At 63.6% G+C, this 23675-nt stretch carries 19 protein-coding genes; 15 read left to right on the top strand and 4 right to left on the bottom strand.

The window, feature by feature from the left end; genetic code table 11:
- Positions 1–47: 47 nt before the first annotated feature.
- Positions 48–839, bottom strand: coding sequence for a TetR/AcrR family transcriptional regulator (locus tag G6N47_RS28840; RefSeq protein ID WP_083130678.1), 792 nt, complete (start codon positions 837–839; stop codon positions 48–50).
- A 307-nt stretch (positions 840–1146) separates the two neighbouring features.
- Here G6N47_RS28840 and G6N47_RS28835 point away from each other — a divergent pair, with 307 nt between their 5' ends.
- From G6N47_RS28835 to G6N47_RS28815, 5 genes are all read left to right on the top strand, one after another.
- Positions 1147–2178 carry a phosphotransferase family protein gene (locus G6N47_RS28835; RefSeq protein ID WP_083130677.1) on the top strand — a complete coding sequence of 344 codons (1032 nt, stop codon included), beginning with the start codon at positions 1147–1149 and terminating at the stop codon, positions 2176–2178.
- 27 nt (positions 2179–2205) lie between these two features.
- Positions 2206–3228 (top strand): DUF7065 domain-containing protein, encoded by a 1023-nt coding sequence (locus G6N47_RS28830; RefSeq protein ID WP_083130676.1) that lies wholly within the window; start codon positions 2206–2208, stop codon positions 3226–3228.
- Positions 3229–3307: 79 nt separating this feature from the next.
- On the top strand, positions 3308–4906 hold the full coding sequence (locus tag G6N47_RS28825) for an AMP-binding protein (protein ID WP_083130675.1): 1599 nt from the start codon (positions 3308–3310) through the stop codon (positions 4904–4906).
- A gap of 11 nt (positions 4907–4917) precedes the next feature.
- Positions 4918–6084, top strand: a complete 1167-nt coding sequence (locus tag G6N47_RS28820; RefSeq protein ID WP_083130674.1) for an acyl-CoA dehydrogenase family protein — start codon at positions 4918–4920, stop codon at positions 6082–6084.
- Positions 6081–7190: an acyl-CoA dehydrogenase family protein gene (locus tag G6N47_RS28815; RefSeq protein WP_083130673.1), complete on the top strand. Its 1110-nt coding sequence runs from the start codon at positions 6081–6083 to the stop codon at positions 7188–7190. The genes G6N47_RS28820 and G6N47_RS28815 overlap by 4 nt, the downstream gene beginning before the upstream one ends.
- A gap of 23 nt (positions 7191–7213) precedes the next feature.
- On the opposite strand, the gene G6N47_RS28810 is transcribed toward G6N47_RS28815, so the two are convergent.
- On the bottom strand, positions 7214–8422 hold the full coding sequence (locus G6N47_RS28810) for an acetyl-CoA C-acyltransferase (protein ID WP_232080481.1): 1209 nt from the start codon (positions 8420–8422) through the stop codon (positions 7214–7216).
- 78 nt (positions 8423–8500) lie between these two features.
- Between G6N47_RS28810 and G6N47_RS28805 the strand changes: the two genes are divergently transcribed.
- The 3 genes from G6N47_RS28805 (at position 8501) to G6N47_RS28795 (ending at position 12369) form a co-directional block, all read left to right on the top strand.
- The gene (locus G6N47_RS28805; RefSeq protein WP_083130671.1) at positions 8501–9382 is read left to right on the top strand and encodes an SDR family NAD(P)-dependent oxidoreductase; all 882 of its coding nucleotides are present in this window, start codon (positions 8501–8503) and stop codon (positions 9380–9382) included.
- A gap of 161 nt (positions 9383–9543) precedes the next feature.
- Positions 9544–10713 carry an LLM class flavin-dependent oxidoreductase gene (locus tag G6N47_RS28800; RefSeq protein WP_083130670.1) on the top strand — a complete coding sequence of 390 codons (1170 nt, stop codon included), beginning with the start codon at positions 9544–9546 and terminating at the stop codon, positions 10711–10713.
- A 42-nt stretch (positions 10714–10755) separates the two neighbouring features.
- Entirely contained in the window at positions 10756–12369 is a 1614-nt protein-coding gene (locus G6N47_RS28795; protein WP_163659982.1) for a class I adenylate-forming enzyme family protein, read from the top strand.
- A gap of 105 nt (positions 12370–12474) precedes the next feature.
- Here the strand turns inward: G6N47_RS28795 and G6N47_RS28790 are convergent, their stop codons facing one another.
- Both G6N47_RS28790 and G6N47_RS28785 read right to left on the bottom strand, forming a co-directional pair.
- Positions 12475–13239 (bottom strand): enoyl-CoA hydratase/isomerase family protein, encoded by a 765-nt coding sequence (locus tag G6N47_RS28790; protein ID WP_083130668.1) that lies wholly within the window; start codon positions 13237–13239, stop codon positions 12475–12477.
- 89 nt (positions 13240–13328) lie between these two features.
- Positions 13329–14165 (bottom strand): enoyl-CoA hydratase/isomerase family protein, encoded by an 837-nt coding sequence (locus tag G6N47_RS28785; protein WP_083130667.1) that lies wholly within the window; start codon positions 14163–14165, stop codon positions 13329–13331.
- A 1376-nt stretch (positions 14166–15541) separates the two neighbouring features.
- On the opposite strand from G6N47_RS28785, the gene G6N47_RS28780 reads away from it, so the two are divergent.
- The 7 genes from G6N47_RS28780 to G6N47_RS28750 are packed head-to-tail and all read left to right on the top strand — an operon-like array spanning position 15542 to position 23674.
- Positions 15542–16321, top strand: a complete 780-nt coding sequence (locus G6N47_RS28780) for an MlaE family ABC transporter permease (protein ID WP_083130666.1) — start codon at positions 15542–15544, stop codon at positions 16319–16321.
- A gap of 53 nt (positions 16322–16374) precedes the next feature.
- Entirely contained in the window at positions 16375–17232 is an 858-nt protein-coding gene (locus G6N47_RS28775) for an ABC transporter permease (RefSeq protein WP_083130886.1), read from the top strand.
- 5 nt (positions 17233–17237) lie between these two features.
- Complete coding sequence (locus G6N47_RS28770) at positions 17238–18722, top strand: MCE family protein (RefSeq protein ID WP_083130665.1); 1485 nt, start codon at positions 17238–17240, stop codon at positions 18720–18722.
- 41 nt (positions 18723–18763) lie between these two features.
- Positions 18764–19792, top strand: a complete 1029-nt coding sequence (locus G6N47_RS28765) for a virulence factor Mce family protein (protein WP_083130664.1) — start codon at positions 18764–18766, stop codon at positions 19790–19792.
- Positions 19789–21186 (top strand): MCE family protein, encoded by a 1398-nt coding sequence (locus G6N47_RS28760; protein WP_083130885.1) that lies wholly within the window; start codon positions 19789–19791, stop codon positions 21184–21186. The genes G6N47_RS28765 and G6N47_RS28760 overlap by 4 nt, the downstream gene beginning before the upstream one ends.
- Positions 21183–22523 (top strand): virulence factor Mce family protein, encoded by a 1341-nt coding sequence (locus G6N47_RS28755; protein ID WP_139799392.1) that lies wholly within the window; start codon positions 21183–21185, stop codon positions 22521–22523. The genes G6N47_RS28760 and G6N47_RS28755 overlap by 4 nt, the downstream gene beginning before the upstream one ends.
- Positions 22520–23674, top strand: a complete 1155-nt coding sequence (locus G6N47_RS28750; RefSeq protein WP_083130663.1) for a virulence factor Mce family protein — start codon at positions 22520–22522, stop codon at positions 23672–23674. Before G6N47_RS28755 ends, G6N47_RS28750 begins: the two co-directional genes overlap by 4 nt.
- The last annotated feature ends 1 nt before the right edge of the window (position 23675 follow it).

Below are 23675 nucleotides of genomic sequence, written 5' to 3'. Positions count from 1 at the left end.
CCCGTGTCGGGGTGTCCTGCCGCTCTAGCGTTACAGCATGCCAGGTATCACGACGCGCGATCCCGGACGGCCCTTTTAGGCTTCACACCAGCCGCATTCGCAGCTTTGCGGCGACCGCGCTCCTTGGGTCCGGGAATCAGCTGGCTGCCGTCGGGCTGAGTGGGTGACGGTCCGTCGCCCTCAACCCTCGCGCGCGAGCGCCGGGCCGGGATCGCATTGCTGCTTTGCTCTAAACGGACGTCCCCAGCTGTGACACCGGGGGCGAGGATGCCGCTCATCACGAAATCGGTGATCTGATCAATGATGTGCTCGTCGGTGCCGCCCGCCGGTGTGCGATACCACATTGGGATGTATGCGAGGATGCCGATAATGGAGTAGAGGATTACCGTAGGGTCGAGCTGCCTGAACTCGCGGGTGCGAGCCCCTTCTGCCAGAAGGGATTTCACAAACTCCTCATAGCGGTAGATTCCCTGGCGGATCGACTGCGCCTGCTCACGGGGAAGATGATCGTCGATCCAGTGCATCTCCTGAAAAAAGACGACCAGTTCGTCATGCTTGGTCGCGACGTGTGCGATTTGGGCGCGGACGAATGACCGCATCCGATCAGCACCGCTGCCGGTCAGCGGAACCTGCGCCAGCAAATTAAGGGTGGCCTCGATCTGTTCGGAGAGCAGCTCATTGAGCAGCGCGCTCTTTGAAGGATAGTAGTGGTAGAGCGTTCCCTTGTTGAGACCGACTTCATCTGCGATCTGGTCCATTGTCGCCGACAAATATCCGTGCTCACGGAAGATCCGCGCCGCAGTCTCGCGGACTTCGGCGCGTCGTGACGGCCTAGGCATGGCTCACCCGGTTCACAAGTCGCATTACGTCGAAATTGTAGCCTACTCATGCTCGGCAATCAGATATGACGTCGCCGCCGGCGGGTGCTGACAGCGCCATCAGCCCAGCTCAGCGCCGCTGCCGCCGCATTCCGGCAGGCGCCGGCGGAAGCCAAACCATCGGGTGGTTATACGTGCATACAGCTAAACGCGAGTGGCGTCACTTCCCAAGTTTGAACGCCCGGGGAGGCCTTTAACCAACCGAGGATTTGGTTTAAGGTGAGCGCGTGGATGCGACCCGCCGGATCAAGCCCGCGGCAGGCGACCAATGAAGTTGCAGCAGATGCTCGGGTCCGAGCTCGGAACGTGGCTCAGCAAGGCACTTCCGGAGTCCCGGCCCCCGTGGAGCTGCGAGCGGATCGCGGGCGGCTACAGCATGCTGACCTACCGGCTCACCGATACCGCAGGTCAATGCTGGGTGCTGCGATTCCCGCCGGCAGGCAATAGCTCCGGTCGCGCGCACGACACCGACCGCGAAGCGCGAATGATGAACGCGCTTCACAACAGCGCGGTGCCGGTCCCGACGGTACGGATCGTTGGTACTGCCGAAGACCCGCTCGGCGTGCCCTGTCACGTCACCGATTTCGTTCCCGGTCATGTGCTCGGCGACGCTGACAGCGCGGCCCGGTGCTTGTCGCCTGAGGCGATCCGCGACGCATCGGTCAATATCGTCACAGCGCTGGTCGAGCTGCATGCTGTCGACCCAGACGAGGTGGGACTGGCCGACTTCGCTCCGCGCGCCAACTACCTGGAACGGCAGCTGCGCCGTTGGCAATCGGTCCTCGACGCTGCTGCTGCGCCCGAAGTCGCCTCTCTGGCAGCCGATCTCACTGATATTGCTGAGTGGTTGGAAGCCGGCATCCCTTCCGAGGCGGCGCCCCGGATCGTTCACGGGGATTACCGCCTGGGAAACGCCATCGTCGACGACAACGGTGGGATACGTGCTCTGCTCGATTGGGAGCTGACCACGCTCGGCGATCCATTGGCCGACCTGGGTCTGCTGGCTGCGTTCTGGGCGCCGCCGCCCCGTGCGATGCTGGGTGTCCGCATGCCGACGACCGCGCCGGGGGCAATCGGCGTCGATGAGGCCCTGGAGCTGTATGCGAAAAAGACCGGAAGCGACGTGGACGATTTCGCCTTTTATCGGGTGTTCTCGGCCTGGCGGTTGGCGTGCACAGCATTTCGGGCCCGGGCTCGCTACGCCTCAGGGGCAATGGATGACAGTGCGGATACCGCTCGGTTCGTCGATGCCTGTACAGCCTGGATCGAGATAGCGCATCAAGCGATGAACGCACGATAGGTCCTGGAAAGCGGAAGGCCACCACGCATGTTCGCCGAAACCATCGATCCGGTCCATGAGTTTCGCCATCCCGCTGATACGGACCCGAGCTTCAACGAGAGTACCTACTACAACTTCGCCAGCGCGCCGTCCGGTGTCGTCGGATGGCTGCGCATCGCGATCCAGCCCAACCAGGCGACGGCACAGGCCACCGCACTGCTATTTCTGCCCGGAGGCGAGGTCGTTTTCGCATACGCTCGCCCCGGAGCCGTGGCAGATGACGCCCTGGCGGTGGGGCCCATCAGCATTGAGATCGAGCAGCCGATGCGCAGGCAACGTCTGCTCTTTGAGGGTTCGGCCTCGGTGCTGAGCGACGGGCGCGCACTGAGTAATCCGGGGGCGGCGTTGCGCAGCGCACCGACCGAACACACAACGATCACACTGTCGGTCACCGGCGCAGGCACGTCGTTCGGGACCACCGGCGAGAGCCGCTCCGATGCCCTCGAGGACACGCTTGCGCTGGGCCACTTCGAACAATTCACCCGGGTGATCGGGGAAATCACCGTCGGTGGCAGGACCTTTGGCGTCGATGGTGGGGGATTGCGTGACCATTCGTGGGGCCCGCGCGATTGGGCCGGACCGCTCTACTACCGGTGGGTGACCGCGGTGATGCAGGACGGATCGGCGCTCATGGCTTTGAAGGTCCAGCGCCGCGACGGCCAGCAGACCGCGCGCGCCGCAGTGTGCAGTGCTGACCATGCCGTCGCGGCCGCCTTGCAGGAGGTGTCAGTCAGCTGGACGGCGGATGGCTTTTGCCGGGAAATCCAGTGTGGCTTGGAGCTCGAGGGCGACCACGTGGAGTTGTGCGGCACCGCCCGGCAGCCAGAGCAATTCGTACCGTTGCGGCACCGGCGAACCGGCCCGGACGGCCGCGAGCAACTTACGCGCATCGGGTACGCGCCCTACGATTTCGTCTGCAGCGACGGCCGGCGCGGCCTGGGCATGGTCGAAGCGCTGGATCAAATGATCGACGGATATCCGGCCGGCATGAACGATTCGCCCGCGCGGTGAAGTGGAACCCAACTAGATAGTTGACTACCTCTGGGGGCTGGAAATAGCCTGATGCAGACCACTGCTGCAGGAGGAGCGTGTGCGAGCTCTAACCGTCACCCAGGCTCTTAGCGACCGCCTGAACCGTGTGCCCGACGAGGCGTTCTTGCACTGCGGCGCGCTTAGCGACGGCTGGATGACACTTGCCGAACTCGACGCTCGCTCCAGCCGCCTCGCCGGAGGGCTGGCCGCCCTCGGTGTGCATCCGGGCGACCGGGTGGCGGTCTTGGCTCCCAATCGGGTCGAGATGATCGACACATTGTTTGCGATGGCCAAGTTGGGCTCGGTGCAGGTGCCGCTGAACTATTGGCTCAAGGGCGATTTGGTTCACTACCAGCTCCAGCATTGCGGCGCGCGTGTACTCATTACGGATAGCTGCGGGCTAGCGATTGCTGCACCAGTGTTGCCCACCACCGCCGTGGAGCAGGTGGTCCTGTTGGACGCCGGGACCCGCTCCGACGGTGTGATGTTTGAGGATCTGCTGCAGGCCGCTCCGATTCAGCCGGTCGCAGCCCAGCCGGGAGACCTGCTATCCATCAGCTATACCGCGGGCACCACCGCAGCCCCGAAAGGCTGCATGCTCAGCACCGGCTACTACGCGGCGGTCGGGTACTCCTACGGCGTGCGCGGCTGGGTGATACCCGGCGACCGGATCTACACTTCGTTTCCGCTGTTTCACGCCAGTGGGCAGCTGGTTGCGTTCATGTCGGCATTGGTCAACGACGCCTCGATCGCGGTCGCACCCGAATTCCACGCGTCGACCTTCATGCGCGACGCCGCCGCGTTGGCGGCCACCACGTTGATGGGCGTCGGCGCATCGGCCCACGCCATCCTGGACCGGCCGGACAATCCGGACGACGACCGACACCCGTTCCGCCTGGCGGTCTGGGTGCCACTACCAGCACCGCGACAACTCCAGTTCGAACGGCGTTTTGCCACTCCGGTGATCTCAGAAGGATACGGCCAAACCGAATGCGTACCCATCACCGCCAGCGACGTCCACGGTCAACGTGATCGAACCACTTCCGGAAAACCGGCCCCGCTCATCGACGTCGAGATCATTGACGAGCACGGAGCTAAGGTGCCCACCGGCCAGATAGGGGAAATCACAGTGCGACCACGTGTCCCCCACGCCATGTTCAGCGGGTACTGGAATCAGCCTGCAGAGCCGACCAATTCGGGCGGGCAGGCCTGGCACCGCACCGGCGATGCCGGCAGACAAGACGACAGCGGCTTTATCACCGTGGTTGACCGCATCAGAGACATAATCCGACGCCGCGGGGAGAACGTGTCGTCATTGTATTTGGAAAATACCCTGCGCGAAATGCCCGGTGTGGCCGACGTGGCAGTGTGCGCCGTCCCATCGCCGCTGGGCGAGGACGACATCAAGGCGTGCATCGTCGAAACCCACACCGGCGCACTGAATCCGGCGGCAATCTATGAGTTCTTGCGTGACCGCGTCGCTTACTTCGCGATGCCCCGTTACGTACACGTGCGGGATTGTCTGCCGGTCAACGCGCTGGGACGGGTAATGAAACAGCAACTGCGGGACGAAGGATTACCACCAGGCTGCTGGGATTTCGAATCGCTGCAGCTGACGGTGCCTCGCGACGAGCGACGCGCATCGGCGCGGGGCTAGGGGATGCGATCATGACGGTATTGACCAGAGAACAGCTCGACTTCCTCACCGAGCTGCGCGCATATTTGGACGGACTCGACCCTGAGCTGGTCGAGAAGACGCGGGCGGAGAACATCGAAGACCCGATGCAGCCCCGAGAGCATGGGCGCCGGTTCCTGCGACGGCTCGGCGCCGATGGGTGGCTGGGTGTCTCCTGGCCCCGCGAATACGGCGGGCAAGGCCGCAGTGCCATTGAACATTGGCTGTTCGCCGAGGAGCTCTACAACCGCAGACTCCCCAACGGGTTGCTCACACTCAACAGCATTGGGCCAGTACTAATGCGGATGGGTAACGACCCTCAGAAAGCCGAGTACCTGCCACGCATCATCGCCGGCGAACTCGAATTCGCCATTGGATACAGTGAACCCGACGCTGGCAGCGACCTTGCGGCACTTCGCACCCGGGCCGTGCGCGACGGTTCGGACTATGTGGTCAACGGTCAGAAGATCTGGACCACCGGAGCATCGGTGGCCACTCACCTGTGGCTGGCGGTACGTACCGGCGGGCAGGAGGATCGCCATCACGGCCTTAGTCTGCTGATCACTCCGATGGACGCGCCCGGCATCTCGATCACCCCCATCATCACCCAGGCGGGCGAACGAACCAATGCGGTCTTCCTCGACAACGTTCGGATCCCGCAGAGCCAGCGGGTCGGTGCGGAAAACGACGGGTGGGGCGTCATCACCGCTGCTCTCAACTTCGAGCGGATGTTCTACCACAACGAACCACGTTGGGAATTAAGGCAATTGACCGACTGGGCACGACAGGCCGGATTATTGGATGGCGACACCGCCGAAGCGCACGCCTTGCAGGTGGCGGTTGGTGAGCTGGCCGTGGACGTGGAAGTCTGCCGGCTGTTCGCTTTGCGCGGAGCACGCATCCTCGCCGAGGGCGAGGTGCCCTACGCCGAGGCATCGGTCAACAAGGTGTGGTGGGGGGAGCTGCGACAGCGCATTTGCAACACCGGCCTGGACCTGATCGGCGAGACCGGCACAGTTGCGTTCGGCTGCGAGTATGCACCTGCCCACGGGCATCTCGAGCGCGGGCTGCGGTCCTCACCGGTTTGGCGGTTCGGCGGCGGAACCAACGAGATCCAGCTGGACATCATCGCGACCCGCGGCCTGGGAATGCCCCGATGACCGCAACCATCGACCAAGATCACGCGCTGCTAGCCACCACCGCACGTAGCTATTTCGGCGGCTTCGTCGACAACAACTACCTCAACGAGCAAGAGGACTCGGCTCAAGGATTCGAGACGGCCCGCTGGAAGCAGATGTGTGAGCTCGGCTGGACCGCGATCGGTCTGCCCGGACGGGTGGGGGGCGGCGACGGCGATCTGGCACTCACCGCAATCATCGCCAAAGAGGCTGGGCGAGCGGCGTTTGCTTCGCCACTGCTGCAAACGTTGCGTGCTGCTGCGGTGCTGGACACCCTCAATGGTGACCGGCGTTTCGACGGCGTTCTGCGTCGCATCGCCGAGGGGGCGACGACATCCCTTATTGCACCACCGGATAAGACCATCCGCGCCGCAGCCGACGGCGACAGCTATCTGTTAGGCGGGGAACCCGCAGTCGTCCAGTGGCTGATTGAATCTGAAGTGGCGATCGCCGTGCTTCCCCGCAGCGACCGAAGCGGCTGGCTGTGCGCAGAACTCGACCGCAATCAGATCACCGATCGCGCCGAGTCGGTTCGCAGCACAGACAATGAGCGTGCGACCCGCTTCGACGCCGACGGGTTGGTTGTGTGTCGCGAGCAGGTGTTAGCCGACGATCTTCCCGATCGGCACGCCGCATACGCGCTGGCCCGGGCCGATCTGCTGCGGGCGAGCGTGATGGTCGGCGGCAGCGAGGATGTCCTGGCCCGGACAGCCGACTATGCCAGGCAGCGCAACCAGTTCGGCCAGCCCATCGGGGCGTTTCAAGCGGTACGTCATCACCTGGCGCGCATGGTGATCGCCGTGGATGCCGCCCAACTGGTTTGTGACGAGGCGCTGACCCGGGCAACGCCGGATGCTCACGAGTCGGCGATCGCAGCGGTGGCCTCGTTCGTCGCAGGACGCAGCTATGTCGACGTGGTTCTGACCGCTGCCCAACTTCACGGCGGTGTGGGCACCACCACCGAGCACATACTTCATCACCATTACCGGCGAGCCAAGGCAATGCAGTTGCGTTCAGGCCTGCGCGCCAACCGGTTACGTGACATCACCGCCGCGCTGGTCTGCCGGGGCGAGGGCAGCCTGTGGTGATCGGGGCACGCGAGCCGAGGTGATCAGGTCCGCTCGATGATCGTCGCGGTGCCCATCCCGCCTCCGGTGCACATGCTCACCAGACCGACGCTCAGATCCCGCCGTTCCAGTTCGTCGAGCAATGTGGCCACCAGCATCGGACCGGTTGCCCCGATGGGATGACCGAGCGCAATCGCGCCACCGTTGACGTTGATCCGGTCGTGGTCTACGCCAACGTCGCGCATGAACTTCAACACCACCGCGGCGAACGCCTCATTGACCTCGAAAAGGTCGATGTCGCCGGCTTGCATGCCCGCCCTGTTCAAACACCGCTGGGTTACCGGACCCGGCGCCGTCAGCATGATGACCGGTTCGCTTCCCACCGCAGCGGTGGCGCTCACTCGAGCCCGCGCTGGCCAGCCATGGGCGGCGACCGCTCGTGGACTGGCCAGCAGCACAGCAGCGGCGCCATCGGCGATACCGGACGAATTCCCGGCGTGGTGCACGTGCTCGAGCGCGGTAACGCCGGGATAGGTTGCGCGGCAGTTGTCATCGAAGCTGACCGGGTAACCATCGAGAACCGCCGAGCCCAAAGCGGCGAAGGCCGGTTTGAGCTGTGCGAGCTGCTCCAGGCTAGTCGGGCGGGGTAGCTCTTCATGCTCGAGCATCACTGCCCCGCCCGGGTCGGTGACCGCCATCATCGACTTGATAAAACGATTCTCCGTGGTCGCGATCGATGCCCTGCGTTGTGACTCTGCGGCATAGGTATCGACATCGAGGCGGCTGAAGCCCTCTACGGTCGCGATGAGATCTGCCGAAATACCTTGGGGCACCAGTGGATAGGCATCGCGAAGGCGGCGATTGCCACCGTCGAGGGTAGGCCGACCACCTGGCTGGTAGCGTGACATCATTTCCACACCGGCGGCTACGCACACGTCGGCTTGCTTCGCGCGAATCATCATGGCCGCGAAATTAAGCGCTTGCTGGCCAGAACCGCAGAACCGATTCAACGTAACGCCGGGAACGGTGACCGGCCAGCCCGCGCCGAGGACCGCCAGGCGGCCGATGCAGTCGCCGTGGTCGCCTTCGCCGACTGCGCATCCGGTGATGACATCCTCGATCACCGCCGGGTCGAGGGCCACCCGCTGTTGTAGCTCGGCGAAAACTCCGGCCAATAGTTCCTGGGGGTGCAGGTCCGCCAGCGCCCCACCGGCCTTGCCTTTCCCACGCGGGGTACGAACTACATCGACGATCAGCGCGTCAGTCACCCCGGTATGTTATCCCAACTTAGTAGTTGGCTAAACTGGCATCACTGGACGAGGAGGATCGGCATGGGCGCAGATCGGCTGGCTTTTGACGACCGGGTGGCAATCGTCACCGGAGGCGGCAGCGGTTTGGGCCGAGCCTATGCGCGGCTGCTGGCGGCCCGTGGCGCGCGAGTGGTGGTGAACGACATCGCGGTTTCCGACGGCGGGCAAACACCCGCCGAACGCACCTGCGCAGAGATCGTCGATTCCGGGGGAACTGCGGTGCCGCACAACATGGGTGTCGACAAGGCCGGTGCCGGTATCGCCATGGTCGAGACCGCGCTGAAGACGTGGGGCCGGCTGGACATTTTGGTCAACAATGCCGGGGTCACGAGAGACAGATCGTTTGCGAAGATGACCGCCGACGAATTCGATACAGTGCTGGCCGTCCACCTGGACGGGACCCTGGCGGCCACCCGCGCAGCCTGGGCCCCGATGCGAGATCAGCGGTATGGGCGCGTCGTGCTCACCACGTCGGTAGCCGGTCTGTACGGCAATTTCGGCCAGGCCAACTACGCGTCGGCCAAGGCAGCGTTCATCGGGCTCGGCCGGACGCTGGCGATCGAGGGTGCTCGATCCGGAATACTGGTCAACCTCATCTCACCGGGTGCTGCGACCGCAATGACCGAAAACATCCTGCCGCCGGAGATGAAGGCGACGATGTCACCAGACTTGGTGGCCCCGATGGTGGCATACCTGTGCCATGAATCCTGCACCGTCAGCGGCGAGATATTCGTGGCACGGCAGGGGCATTTCGCGCGCAACCTCATCGTCGAGACAACCGGCTGCGACATCGCGGATCCCACCCCGGAGGCGGTCGCTTTACATCTCGACCAAATCATGGACACTGCATCCTGGACGGTGCCGGAGGCAGCCATTCAGCTCGACAGTGCGACCAAAACCTAGGGTTGCACGTGTCGCTGGCCTCGAGCGTCATCAGGCCGGTGTCCGGCATTCGCTGGTTGACCCCAATACATCACGCTGTTAGTGTCGCTGCCAAGCGTTCCCAACTGAATAGTTGGGAACGCTAACCAAGCGTTTCGCTCGCCAGATGAAAGGAAGGCCGGATGAGCCATCTGCGATTTGGATACTTCATCGCGCCCTACCACCGAGCCGGCACTAATCCTACGCTGGCGCTCCACCGTGATCTTGACTTTGTCGAGCATATTGATCGGCTGGGCTACGACGAGGTCTGGTTTGGCGAGCATCATTCGGCGGGCACCGAAATCATCGGGTCCCCGGAAATCTTCATAGCGGCTGCCGCCAGTCGCGCTCCGCGGATTACGTTTGGCACTGGAGTGGTCTCCGTGTCGTATCACAACCCACTGTGGGTGGCCGACCGGATCGTTCTGCTCGATCACCTCACGCGTGGTCGTTTACTATTCGGGGTCGGGCCCGGGTCATTGCCCACCGATTCAGCGATGATCGGGCTGAACCCCACCCAAACGCGGGAGCTACTCGAAGAAAACCTCGACATCTTGGTCCGGCTACTCGACGGCGATGCGGTGACGGCCACGACGGCCACGCACACACTGGTTGATGCCCGCCTACAGTTGCGGCCATACAACCCCGGCGGGATCCCGATCTCGGTCGCCGCGGTCGCCTCACCCACTGGCGCCCGGTTAGCCGGACGCTACGGCCTTGGGCTGTTGTCTATTGGCGCCACGCTTACTGCGGAAGGTTTCGATGCGCTCGCGCATCACTGGAACATCATGGAGGAGCGGGCGGCAGCCTACGGCACCACGGTGGACCGCAACCAGTGGAGCCTGCTGAGCCCGTTCCATATCGCCGAAACCGAAGAGCAGGCCCGCAAGGAAGTCGCCTACGGCATCGTCGAGTGGTCACGTTATTTCGCCAACATCGTGGCGTTCCCCCAGATGGCGGTCGAAACCGGCAATGTCGACCAAATGATCGCCTTCATCAATGACTCCGGCGTCGGAGTGATCGGTACCCCGGATCAGGCCAGGGGACACGTTGAGCGACTGTTGAAGCAGACCAGCGGATTTGGGTCGCTCCTGCTGATGGGCCATGATTGGGCCGCACCGCAGGCCACGAGACGCTCGGCCGAATTGTTCGCCGAGGAGGTGATCCCGCACTTCCAGGGTCAGGCCAAGCCGACACTGGAAGCCGCAGACAGGGCAGCCGCGGTGCGCGAAGGGTTCAACAAGGCGCAATTCGCCGCTATCGACCACATGACCGCGAAGTACCAGCGGGAGCTGCAGGAGCGGGAATCCTAACGCGCACTGGCCCATAGCGAAATCCGTGGATAGGTGATGGGTATGCCTACAGGCCATACCGTTGACGGCAAGCGTCACATCGGACCGCTGTCGCATTGGCCGGCGAGCGCCGATGAGAAAGCGCTGGGCGAGACGATACCGCAGCTGTTGGCACGGCGCTGCGCCGAACACGGTGATGCCGCGGCGTTCTACTGGCCGCATGGTTCCGGATTGGCACACATGACCTACTCCGAACTGTCCGCGGCGGCCACAACAGTCGGCGCTGCCCTTGCCGGGCTGGCGGAGCCGGGGGAGCGAATCGCGGTTTGGTCACGCAACAGCGTGGAATGGGTGCTGCTGGAATATGGTTGCGCGCTCGCCGGACTGATTGTCACCCCGCTGAATGCGGGATGGACGGATACCGAGGTGTCCTACGCCGTCGAACTCACCGATCCAGCAGCGATCTTCGTGGGATTCGACCATCGGGGAACAAATCTCGTCACTCGCGCCGCGGCCATACCTCACGGTAAGCCCGTGTTCGCACTGGATGATCTGCGTGACTGGGCAGCGCGGACCGCTCAATCCGTGCTGCCAGTCGTTGCGCCTGATGATCCCTTCCTCATTCAATTCACCTCCGGAACGACCGGTCGGGCGAAGGGTGCGGTGCTTACCCAGCGCGCGGTTCTCAATGTGGCCGATCTTCGTAATCGTCATGATGTGATCGGCGACAACGACGTCTGGCTTAACCCGGTCCCCTACCATCACGTCGGCGGGTCATGTTTCGTCATCCTGGGCGGGCTGGTCAGCGCCGGCGCATTCATCGTCCTCGAAAGCTATTCTGCGACACAAACGCTCGCCCTGCTCGAACACCGCGTTGTCACCCGGATCGGTGGAGTTCCCACAATGGTCACCGACGCGTTGGAGCACCTTGGTGACAATCCCCGACGGGCGGGAATCAGATCGGTCTCGCTGGGCGCAGCCATTGTTACCCAACACCTGGTTGATCGGATCAAGGCGACGTTGGCCACCCCGGTCGTCATCACCTACGGACAGTCGGAATGTCCAGCGATCACCTCGACGAACATTGACGACGACTCCGCCACGGTCGCCGGCACCATAGGGCGCCCCGTACCCGGCGCGGACGTGCGGATCGCTGATCCCGAGTCGGGAACCGTGGTGCCGGTGGGGCTGTGCGGGGAGATTCAGGTCCGCTCACGCTGTGTGATGCGGGGCTACTGGGGTATGCCGGAGCAGACCGCGGAAAGTTTTACCGAGGACGGATTTTTGCGTACCGGCGATTTGGGCGCGATGGATGAGCGTGGCTATGTCACGTTCCGGGGACGCGCTCGCGATGTGATCATCCGCGGAGGTGAAAACATATATCCCGCTGAGGTTGAGGGATTGCTCGTTGCGCACCCGGGCGTTGCCGACGCGGTGCTGGTGGGCGTCGACGACGAGCGACTCGGTGAGATCGTGGCGGGCGTGGTGGTCCGTACACCGGGCAGCACGGTGACCGGTGCGCAGCTGGCCGAGTACCTCAACGGATCGGTGGCCCGGTTTAAGATTCCGGCGCTCTGGCGGTTCGTCGCCGAGCTGCCGCTCACATCGTCGGGCAAGGTGAAGCGGTTTGTTATCCGCGACGATACCAACGCGGAGTTTGCCGGTAGGATCGGGTGACACTGCGGCCCAACGGCGTTCGCGCTAGCAGGCCCAACGATGCTTGGTCGCAGCGTCAAACATCAAGGGCTCCGGATGGAATACAACGGTGTGAAACGGCCTGTATCAGCGGCCCCGGAACACCGGGCTGCGGCGCTCGAGGAACGCGGTGATGCCCTCCGCGCAGTCCTCGGTTGCGACGTTGATGGCCACAGCTGCCGCTTCAGCATCGAGCTGCTCGTCAAAGCTGTTGGTCGCTGCCCGGCCGAAAAGCTGCTTTGTCTGGGCCAGCGCGATGGGTGGTCCGTCAGCCAAACGACGTGCGAGCGCATCTGTGTAACTGTGTAATTCGTCGTCGGCGACGACGGCACAAACCAAACCGATGCGTAATGCGGTCTCAGCATCGACAGTGTCGCCCAGCATGGCCAACTGCTTGGCCATCTGCATGCCCACTAGCCTTGGCAACAGCCATGTCCCGCCGAAATCCGGTGATAGACCTCGCTTGACAAACACCTGGCAGAAGGACGCGGTCCGGGTAGCCACCACCAGATCGCAACCGAGCGCGAGATTGGCGCCAGCGCCGGCTGCCACGCCGTGCACAGCCGCAATCGACGGCTTGCTCATCTTGTGCAGGTTGGCGGCGGCAGCATGAATTCGGCGCATCAAGTGCAGCACATGCTCGTCGCGATTGACCTCGCTGAGGTTGGCACCCGCGCAGAACGCTTTGCCCTCCCCGACGATCACCATGGCCCGATCCGATGGTGTGCGGGCGATCTCGTCGAACAATTCGGCGAGGTGGGCGAAATCGTCCGGCGCGAGCGCATTCAAGGTCTCGGGTTTGTCCAGATGCACCCACGCCACACGGTCGTTGCGATCAAGCCACACCGCCATATCCGTCCCTTCGGCCACAGGTCACTTCAGTGCCGGCGATCACGTGCCGTGATGCTGAGCGCATCGCACGAGTGCCAGGCGTCGCTTCGTTAACCGCCTTTTCCAAGTCGATTCACAGTTTCGCGGATCGCCTCGCGGGTTGCCTTCTGGTCGAACAGATTCACCTGGGCGAGATGTTCATGACGCAGCTGATCGGTAAAGTCCCCTGTGGCCGAGGTACGCAGCAGCCGTTTGGTCCATCGCGTCGCGAGCGGAGGCTTGCGCGCGATTTGTTCGGCCAGGTCAAGCGCACGCGCGGTCAACTGGCCTACCGGGACCACTTCGGACACAAGTCCCACGTCGAGAGCGCGGTCAGCGGGGAGAATCTCGGAGCGCAGTAGCAGATCGGCGGCGACCGAGCTGCCGACGATCCGTGGCAGTAGATAGCTGGCGCCGAGTTCTGGGGCCAGCCCCAGGGAGGTGAAAGCCGTTCCGATGCGGGTATTCTCAGCGGCGATGCGGATATCGTGCAGCAGTGCGATCGCGAAGCCCCCGCCGACCGCGGCCCCATTGACCGCCGCGATTGTCGGCTTGTCCAACGCCCATAGCCGCGACACCACGCGACCGGCGTTGCCGAGATCGTCGACCTGCATCTCGTGGAACGACAGCGGGGCTACTCCCTTGTCCCCACCGATCTTGTTCGACGCCAGAAGCTCTCGGGCCGGCACATCCACTGCTTTCTCCAGGTCGGCGATGTCGGCCCCCACGCAGTAGTTCTTACCCTCGCCCGTGGTCACCACGACATGGACAGAATCGTCACGGCGGGCTTCGTCGAAAACCTCAGCGAGGTCGCGAAGTAACGTACCCCCGATGGCGTTGCCGCGATCCGGACGGTTGAAATGAACCAGCAGCACAGCGCCGAGCCGCTCCGCGACGATATCGGACATGATTCTCCGTTCCCCGGCTCGACTGTCATCGGCGACGGCTTCCCACGATGATACCAACTGTGTGGTTGGCTATCATCGCATCCCGCGGAGGCCGGTCGAATAGGCTGGCCAGAGTCCGACGGAACACGTTGCTGGTCTATCTGGGAAGCATGGACATCCTGCCGCCGCCATAAGCTGACCGACGCGATCAGTAGCCGGCCGCAGCTCTGCGTCGCTTTCGGTGCACATCGGGCGCCAACATCGGCAGCTCACGCAGCCCACACAGGCGATGCGCAGCTAGCAGGGTCGTCTTCGGGCAACGTGAGCAATGCGGTTAAACATTCTAATAAGCTAACTCGGTATATAAATAGATGTTTCCGCGCTCGCCCGGGCGCCGGCGGCGGGATGAGGGTTCGCCGTTTTCCCGCCGGTGGCAATCACGCTAATGCCGCCACACGCCAACTGTTCGTCAGATGACTGTAATTAGTTGTTCGGTTCGTTGTGGGGACAATGGCCGTTATCGAGGTGGCATTCATCGCGCCGGGGGTAAGGCAGATTGCCCTTACGCCCCGTTTACGCCCGCGTCAGTCCGCATAGCCGCAGGTCATCGCACTGGGGTGCGATGACTAGTTGGCGTCAACCGCCGCGGCGGTGCCGACTGACTACGCGGCGCACGGGCCGTTAGATGACGGAGGATGGCTGCGGAATCGGAAAGCCCCGCGATTGTACTGCCGAGTAATACCGCCGGGTACCTGCTTACTTTGTTTACTTCGTTTAGCTATTACTGCAGTAGCCGGCGCCATTGCGATGGCCGTAAAAGCTCAGTCGTATCCCCTCGATCTTGAAAGAGCATATTGGTGATAAAGAGCGTCAGGTAAGAACCGAGAAAATGCCGGGCGGCAAACGCCAGTTGCATATTCTTGGCCACTAGAGCGAAATGGGCTGCCACCGTGCGCAGCGACCGAGCAAACAAGGCAGTCCGCGAGCGCCTGGCATTCGGCCGCCCGAACGCCTACGGGCGGAAACACCTGGCTACAGGCCGCGAACGGACCTGGCAGGCCAGCGCTACCGGCATGCTGGCCAGAGAATTCCGCGCCCGCGGGCTAAGCTGACCGTCCGGATCCGGACACCGGCGAGACTCGGGGCCGCCGATCGACCGTTGCGACATTTAGATCAAATTTGTCGGACTACGCAGCAAATCCAGCCCAGTTTGACAAATGTCAATGACGATGATTGCTCAGAGCTATTTCGCCAAAGTGTTGCCCTCGGCGAAAGCCATCGTGTACCGTCCCGCTGTGTCACGCGCCGCACGGTTGAACGCGGCGTGTTCCTTTTAACGGAACAGGGAGGATTGTCGTTCTAATGGCAGCCCTGAATGGGCCCGGGCGGGTGCGCTAGTGGTCGAGATCAGCACCCCTGGTCCTGCTGCGGCGAAGCCGATACGTGAAGTCGGCAGCTTCTTCGCGTTGTCGCTCGACATCCTGGTGCAGCTGGTGCGTCCGCCGTTCGCCTGGCGGGAGTTCATCAACCAGAGCTGGTTCGTCGCCCGGGTGGCGATCGTCCCGACCCTGTCGGTGTCGATCCCGTTCAACGTGTTCGCCATCTTCATCATCAACATCCTGCTGGTCGAGATCGGCGCCGCCGACTTCTCCGGTGCGGGCGCCGCGCTGGCCTGTGTCGTCTACATCGGCCCGATAACCACGGTGCTGGTGGTCGCCGGTGCCGGCGCCACCGCGATGTGTGCGGACCTCGGCGCCCGCACAATCCGCGAAGAAATCGACGCCATGCGCGTGATGGGGATCAACCCCGTCCAACGACTGCTCGTGCCGAGAGTGGTGGCACTCGGGGCAAACGCGTTGCTGCTCAACACCATTAACACCATCGTCGGTTTGGTGATCAGCTATTTCTTCTCGGTCTACTTCCAACACGTCAACCCCGGTTCCTACGCGTGGAGCCTGCCGCTGCTGGTCGGGCTGTTCGAGACCCTGGTGGCCTATGCCAAGGCGGCGATCTTCGGCCTCGTTGCCGGCCTCATCGCGTGTTACAAGGGAGTGACTGTGGGGGGCGGGCCGCAAGGCGTCGGCAACGCGGTCAACGAGACCGTGGTGTACACGTTCCTGGCGCTCTATGTCATCAACGTGGTATTGACCGCGATCGGCACGAAGGCGGCGATGTGAGTACCGCACCCACTGGACAGCGGCCGCCGAGCAGCGCGCCCGTCGGGCAACGGCTGCCCAGCGCCGCCCCTTCTGCACCGCGGGCGCCGCGGCTGACGAGGAGCGTGCGCGGCTTTGTCGACGGGTGGAACCGGCTCGGCAACCAAACCGCCTTCTACGTCAAGACTTTGGCGCTCACGGGCGAGGCGATCACCCGCTACAGAATCGAGATCATGCGGCTCATCGCCAACATGAGCCTGGGCGTGGGTGCGCTGGCCGCCATCGGCGGCACCGTGGTGATCACCAGTACCTTGATGTTTTCCACCGGTTCGCTGGTGGCCATCCAGCTCTTTCGAACTTTGTCGACCTACGATCTGCAGGCGCTGAGCGGTTTCGCCTCGGCCTACATCACCACTCGTCTTGTCTCACCGCTGATCTCGACCATCGCGCTGGCGGCCACCATCGGCGCCGGAGCCACCGCCCAGCTGGGCGCCATGCGCATCAACGAGGAGATCGACGCACTGGAGGTGATGGGCATCCGAACGATCACCTACCTGGCCTCAACCCGGATGGTGGCCGGGGTGATCGTCGTGGTCCCGCTGTGGTGCCTGTCCACGCTGGCCGGGTACCTGGCGACCCGGCTTCTGGTCATCTTCGCGTTCGGGCAGGCACCGGGCGTCTACGACCACTACTTCTATACCTACCTGCAGCCAATGGATCTGGTGTGGGCGTTGCTTGAAGTCATCGCGATCGGAGTGACGATCATGCTGGTGCACACCTATTACGGCTTCAACGCCGCGGGTGGTCCGGCCGGTGTCGGTGAGGCGGTCGGCCGCGCCGTGCGCGCCTCACTGATTGTGGCCGTCGCGGTGGCGTTGGCATTGGCGTTGGCCCTCTATGGGGTATCCGGCAACTTCCACCTGTCGGGGTAGCGACGATGCCAAAGACGAGAAGGAAACGGCGCGAGGCCGTCCTGCCCCCGGCGCTTTGGACGGTGATTCTTCTCGCGTTCATCATCGGGGCGATCGTGCTGACGATCGGCGCGTTCAACAGAGACTTGCAGCCGTATGCCCGGGTGACCCTCGCGTCCGATCGCGCCGGGCTGATGATGGACCCGGACGCAAAGGTGAAGTTACGCGGCGTGCAGATCGGCCGCGTTTCTTCGATCCAGTCGGGCGATCCGGTCAAGCTCCAGCTCGAGCTGTATCCCGATCAGCTCAAATACATTCCGGCCAACGTCACCGCCCAGATCACCGCCACCACGGCGTTCGGCGCCAAGTACGTCGAACTGATCACTCCCCCCGACCCGAGCCCGAAACGGCTGGCCGCCGGGGCGGTGGTGCGGTCACGCAACGTTTCCACTGAGGTGAACACGGTATTTCAGAACCTGGTTGGGGTGCTCAACAAGATCGATGCACCCAAACTGAACGCGGTGCTTTCGGCGGTTGCCGACGGTTTTCGCGGCAAGGGCGAGCTGATCGGGGAGGCGACCACCGACCTGAACCAGTTCCTGCTGGACGTCAATCCGCGCAGCGAAACCATCCGCGCCGACTACCGAGCCCTGAAGGGCTTCAGTGACACTTACAGCGCTGCCGCGCGCGACATTCTGACGGTGCTGGATGCCGCCAGCACGACGAGCAAGACGATCAGCGATCATGCGCGAGACCTTGATTCGTTGCTGCTGAGCGTCACCGGGTTTTCCCGCAGCGGCATCGACCTGATCGGCCCCACCAAGGACAACCTGGTGCACGGCATCAACGTGCTGGAATCCACCACGCGCTTGCTGATGAAATACAACCCGGAACTGACCTGCACGCTGGTCGGCGGCAAGAACGTCATCGATTTCGGTTTCCTCGACGTCACCGGCGGGGCCAACGGGTATTCGGTGATCCTCGACGTCGCTTTGCTTTTGGGCGACGATGCGTACCGGTATCCGGACAACCTGCCGATCAACGGCGGCAAGGGCGGACCGGGCGGCAAACCGGGCTGCGGATCGTTGCCCGATGTGACCAAGAACTTCCCGCAGCGCTACCTGGTGACCAACAGCGGCTGGGGCACCGGGATGGACGTCCGACCCAACCCCGGCATCGGCTTCCCGGGCTGGGCAGACTTCTTCCCCGTCACCCGCGGAAAGCCGGAAGCGCCGGCCCTTCGCCACCCCTCAGGCCCGGCGCCCGGTCCGGTACCCGGAACGGCCGGCTACCCGGGCCCGGGACCCTACGGTGCACCGGAATACGCCCCCGACGGGACACCGCTCTATCCGGGCCTGCCGCCGGCACCTCCGCCCGGGCAGCCCCGCGAGCCCGGACCGCCGCCTTCCGGGTCGGAGCCGTTCGTGCCGGCAGTGCCGGGGATACAACCGACAGCTCCGCTGCCGCCGCCACCGCCACCGCCGCCACCACCTGGCGTAGCCGGGCCCTGACGGACGGAACCGACCACCAGACGCGGTAAAGAGAGGTTGACATGCGAGAGAGCTTGACGGGGGCCCTGTGGCGCCTCGGCATCTACACCGTCGTGTGTCTAATCGGCATGTTCGCCCTGATCGCGGTGTTCGCTTCATTGCGTTTCGAGAAGACAAAGACTTACAACGCCGTCTTCGCGAATGTGTCCGGGCTGGCGGAGGGAAACTTCGTTCGCATCGCCGGTGTCGAGGTCGGCAAGGTCAAGCACATCGAGATCCAGCCGGATTCCACTGTGCGCGTGGAATTTTCAGCGGCCGATTCGGTGATACTCACCGAGGGAAGCAGAGCCGCTGTGCGTTTCGCCAACCTCACCGGTGACAGATACATGGCGCTGGAAGAAGGAGCCGGCGGAGTCAAGAAACTCGGTCCGGGCGCGACGATTCCGATGAGCCGGACCGAGCCGGCGCTGGACCTCGATGCGCTGGTGGGTGGCTTCCGGCCGTTGTTTCGCGCCCTCGACCCTGATCAGGTCAATAAGCTGACCAGTCAACTGATTACGGCCTTCCAGGGGCAGGGCGGAACCATCGGCTCATTCCTGAATCAGGCTGCGGCCCTGACCAATACCCTGGCCGACCGCGACCAGTTGATCGGGCAGGTCATCACCAATCTGAATACCGTGCTCGGTTCGCTCGGCGGTCAGAGCAAGCAGTTCGCCAAGGCCGTCGACTCGCTGTCTGAACTCGTGGACGGCCTGGAAGCCCGCAAGCAGGACATCAGCAACGGGGTGGCGTACGCGAACGCGGCGTCCGCGTCGGTCGCCGATCTGCTGGCCCAAGCCCGCCCACCGATCAAGAAGGTGGTCCACGAGACCGACCGAACCGCCCAAACCATCGTTGACGACCGCGACTATTTCGACAACTTCCTCAACAGTTGGCCCGATGCCCTGCAAATCATCAACAGACTGGGTTTGTACGGCGACTTTTTCAGTTTCTACATCTGCGATGTCGTGCTCAAGCTCAACGGCAAGGGCGGTCAGCCCGTGTATGTCAAGTTGGTCAGCCAGCCCAGCGGGAGGTGCACGCCACGATGAAAACCTTCTCCGAGCGCAACCCGATTGTCGTGGGCCTCATCGGAATCGGCGTGACGCTGGCGCTGATGCTGTTGTCCCTCAATTACGACAAGCTGCTGTTTTTCAACAAGGGCAAGACCTACTCGGCGTACTTCGCCGAGGCCGGTGGTCTTACGACCGATAACCCGGTTCAGGTGTCGGGATTTCGGGTCGGGCAGGTTTCCAGTATCGAGCTGGACGGACCGCGGGTCCTGGTCAAGTTCCACGTCGCCAAGAACGTCCACCTCGGGGATCGCACCGAGGCGGCAGTCAAGATGAAAAGTCCTTTGGGCGCCAAGGTTCTCGAGGTGACTCCGCGCGGTGAGGGGGAGCTCAGCGGGCCGATACCGCTGGACCGCACCACGCCGGCCTATCAGGTGCCCGATGCGTTGGGGGATCTGACGACCACGGTCAGCGGGCTGAACACCGGGCAGCTCTCCGAGTCGCTGGCCGTGCTCGCCAACACGTTTTCCAACACCCCGCCCGACCTGAAGGCAGCGGTGCAGGGGGTGGCGCGGTTCTCCCAAACGCTGGACGAACGCGACAAGGCGCTGCGAAATCTGTTGAGCAACGCCAACAAGGCCACCAAGGTGCTGGCCGAACGCAGCGACGAAGTGGTCCGCCTCGTCAACGACACCAACTCGCTGCTGGTGCAACTGAACACGCAAAGCCGCGCGCTGGATCAGATCTCCAACAACCTTTCCGCGGTGGCCCAGCAGGTCAAGGGCTTCATCAGCGAGAACCGCAGCACGTTGAAGCCGGCGCTGGACAAACTCAACGAGGTGTTGACGATTGTCGACAACCGCAAAGAACGCGTGCAGAAGGCGCTGACCAAGCTCAACATCTACGCGTTGGGACTCGGTGAAGCGGTGGCGTCGGGGCCGTTCTTCAAGGCTTACGTAGTCAACCTGCTGCCCGGACAATTCCTGCAACCTTTCATCGACGCGGCGTTCTCCGATCTCGGCATGGACCCGAACGTGCTCTTGCCGACGCAACGCGCCGACCCGCAGGTCGGACAACCGGCAACGCCGCCGCTGCCGGTGCCCTACCCGCGGACCGGCCAGGGCGGGGAACCGCGACGGACCCTTCCGGACGCCATCACCGGCAATCCCGGCGATCGTGGTGGCTGCCTGTTGCCGGTCGCCGGCTGCTATCCGCTCAAGGACGAACCCGCAGCACCGCCGCCTGGCGGGCCGCCGCCGGGTCCGCCCGCCCAAACGCCTCCGGGCCCAGGGCAATCCATCATGCCGCCGAAGGGACCGATTGAGTACCCGGCGCCCGGCCAGATACCGCCGAACCAGCCGCCGGTGGTGGGCGGACCCGGTCCCTTCGGGCCTCCGCCGGGCCCGGCGCCGGCTCAAGGTGGTGGGCAGTGAAATCCCGTCGCGTCAAGCTGGGCTTGGCAGTCGCGCTGGCGGTGGTGCTGATCGGCGGCATCGTCGCAGTGGTGCGCTCGGAGACCGGTATCGGGCACACGAGTGTTACCGGATACTTCGCGAACAGCAACGGTCTCTACGCCGGTGATGATGTGGTGATCCTCGGCGTGCCGGTCGGCCATGTGGAAAAGATCGAACCACAGCCCCAACGAGTCAAGATCACATTCTGGTGGAACGACAAATACAAGGTGCCCGCTGATGCCAAAGCGGTGGTCTTGTCGCCGACCCTGGTGACGCCGCGGGCCATCCAGTTGACGCCCGCCTACACCGGTGGGCCGGCGATGCAAAACCATGCGGTGATCCCGCAGGAACGGACCGCTGTTCCGGTGGAGTGGGACGACTTTCGCAAACAGCTCGAGCGGCTGACGCAGATACTGCAGCCGACCGGGCCGGACGGAACCAGCACGCTGGGGGCGTTCGTCAACACCGCAGCCAAGAACCTGCGCGGCCAGGGCCCCGATATCCGGGACACGATCATCAAACTCTCGGAGGCGATTTCGGCTCTCGGCGACCACAGCAACGACCTGTTCAGCACGTTCAAGAACCTGTCGATCCTGGTCTCGGCGCTACACGACAGCAGCGACGTGCTGCAGCAACTCAACCAGAACCTGGCCGCGGTGACGCGGGTTCTGGCCAACGACCCCAACGAAGTTGGGAACGCGATGCGCAACCTGCACGACGTGGTCGATGACGTCACCAGCTTTGTCAGCGAGAACCGGGAAACGCTGGGGACGACGACCGACAAGTTGGCGTCGGTGACCCAGGCGCTCAACGACAGCCTCGACGACGTCAAGCAACTCCTGCATGTCGCCCCGACCGCGTTCCAGAACTTCCTCAACATCTACCAGCCCGCGCAGGGGACGCTCAGCGGCATCATCGCCGCCAATAACTTCGCCAACACCATCCAGTTCCTGTGCGGGGCGGTGCAGGCGGCATCGCGCCGCGGAGCCGCGGATTCGGCGAAGCTCTGTGTGCAGTATCTGGCGCCGATCATCAAGAACCGCCAGTACAACTTCATCCCGATCGGGGGCAACCCGTTCGTCGGAACGATGGCGCGCCCCAACGAAATCACCTACAGCGAAGACTGGTTGCGGCCCGACTACGTTCCGCCGACACCGCCGGCGCCGCCGCCTGGGCCGGCCAACGCTGCACCGCCTGCCGATAACTCGCCATTGGCCGCAGAGGCGCCGGATGCCCAGGCGGCCGCCGCACCGGTGTCGACCAATCCCGATGACGGCCTGCGCGGAATGATGGTGCCACCCGGAGGTACACCATGAGTGGATTACGGTGCCGGTTTGTTCTGGCCGCGGCGCTGCTGGCCGCTATGACCGTGGTGTCCGGCTGTAACTTCCACGGCGCGAACTCGTTTCCGTTACCGGGAACCAAGGGCCGCGGCCCGGGCTCATACACCATCCAGGCGCAGCTGCCCAATATTGAAACCATGGAACGGAATTCCCGGGTGCGGGTCAACGACGTCACGGTCGGCAACGTGACCAACATCGAGCTGCAAGGCTGGCATGCGCTGGTCACCATGACGATCGACGGCGACGTCGACCTGCCGGCCAACGCGACCGCCATGGTCGGGCAGACCAGCCTGCTTGGCTCGGTGCACATCGAACTGGCGCCACCCAAAGACGTTCCGCCCCAGGGCAAACTGCACAACGGATCGCTGATCCCGCTGTCGTCGAGCGGCGACTATCCCTCCACCGAGCGGACACTGGCCGCACTTTCGATGCTGCTCAACGGCGGTGGCCTGGGCCAGGTCCAGGACATCACCAAGGCGTTGAGCACCGCGTTCAGCGGGCGCGAGCAAGACCTGAGAAGCCTACTGGGACAGCTGGATAAGTTCGTCAGCTACCTCAACGACCAAAAAGACGACATCATTGCCGCCACGGACAGCCTGAACAACCTGGTCGGTCAATTCGCCGAGCAGAAGCCGGTGATCGACAAGGCATTGAAGACCATCCCCGGCGCGCTGAGTGTGCTCAAAGACGAGCGGGACAAGATCGCTGAGGCGCTCGATCAGGTGGGCAAATTCGGTGCGCTCGCGGCGGATTCGGTCAACAAGACCAAGGAAAACCTGGTCAAGGAGCTCAAGGACCTCGGTCCGGTGCTGCAATCATTGGCCGACGCCGGGCCGGCACTGACGCGTTCGCTGGACTTCTACGGCACCTTCCCGTTCCCGAAACCCACGCTGGGTAAATGGATCCGCGGCGACTACGCCAACCTGACCGCGGTCATCGACTTGACGTTGAGCCGGCTCGACGCCGGCTTGTTCACCGGCACCCGGTTTGAGTGCAATCTGACCGAGCTGGAGCTGCAGTGGGGCCGAACCATCGGCCAGATGCCCAGCCCGTGCATGGCGGGCAGCCAGTACAACCCCGGCAACCCGCTGGTCGTTCCCTACCACTTCGATCAGGGGCCGTGAC

It is taken from the genome of Mycobacterium branderi (genome assembly GCF_010728725.1).
GTDB lineage: Bacteria > Actinomycetota > Actinomycetes > Mycobacteriales > Mycobacteriaceae > Mycobacterium > Mycobacterium branderi.
The sequence above is the reverse complement of the archived record's forward strand: the minus strand, read 5'-3'. Positions and strand labels throughout refer to the sequence as shown.

What these genes read in the sequence shown, in the direction of transcription:
- G6N47_RS28805 (WP_083130671.1), top strand. Translation starts at nt 8,501, where the DNA reads ATGGGCGCAGATCGGCTGGCTTTTGACGACCGGGTGGCAATCGTCACC.
- G6N47_RS28765 (WP_083130664.1), top strand. Translation starts at nt 18,764, where the DNA reads ATGCGAGAGAGCTTGACGGGGGCCCTGTGGCGCCTCGGCATCTACACC.
- G6N47_RS28750 (WP_083130663.1), top strand. Translation starts at nt 22,520, where the DNA reads ATGAGTGGATTACGGTGCCGGTTTGTTCTGGCCGCGGCGCTGCTGGCC.
- G6N47_RS28800 (WP_083130670.1), top strand. Translation starts at nt 9,544, where the DNA reads ATGAGCCATCTGCGATTTGGATACTTCATCGCGCCCTACCACCGAGCC.
- G6N47_RS28785 (WP_083130667.1), bottom strand. Translation starts at nt 14,165, where the DNA reads ATGTCCGATATCGTCGCGGAGCGGCTCGGCGCTGTGCTGCTGGTTCAT.
- G6N47_RS28770 (WP_083130665.1), top strand. Translation starts at nt 17,238, where the DNA reads ATGCCAAAGACGAGAAGGAAACGGCGCGAGGCCGTCCTGCCCCCGGCG.
- G6N47_RS28830 (WP_083130676.1), top strand. Translation starts at nt 2,206, where the DNA reads ATGTTCGCCGAAACCATCGATCCGGTCCATGAGTTTCGCCATCCCGCT.
- G6N47_RS28835 (WP_083130677.1), top strand. Translation starts at nt 1,147, where the DNA reads ATGAAGTTGCAGCAGATGCTCGGGTCCGAGCTCGGAACGTGGCTCAGC.
- G6N47_RS28795 (WP_163659982.1), top strand. Translation starts at nt 10,756, where the DNA reads ATGCCTACAGGCCATACCGTTGACGGCAAGCGTCACATCGGACCGCTG.
- G6N47_RS28840 (WP_083130678.1), bottom strand. Translation starts at nt 839, where the DNA reads ATGCCTAGGCCGTCACGACGCGCCGAAGTCCGCGAGACTGCGGCGCGG.
- G6N47_RS28820 (WP_083130674.1), top strand. Translation starts at nt 4,918, where the DNA reads ATGACGGTATTGACCAGAGAACAGCTCGACTTCCTCACCGAGCTGCGC.
- G6N47_RS28760 (WP_083130885.1), top strand. Translation starts at nt 19,789, where the DNA reads ATGAAAACCTTCTCCGAGCGCAACCCGATTGTCGTGGGCCTCATCGGA.
- G6N47_RS28815 (WP_083130673.1), top strand. Translation starts at nt 6,081, where the DNA reads ATGACCGCAACCATCGACCAAGATCACGCGCTGCTAGCCACCACCGCA.
- G6N47_RS28790 (WP_083130668.1), bottom strand. Translation starts at nt 13,239, where the DNA reads ATGGCGGTGTGGCTTGATCGCAACGACCGTGTGGCGTGGGTGCATCTG.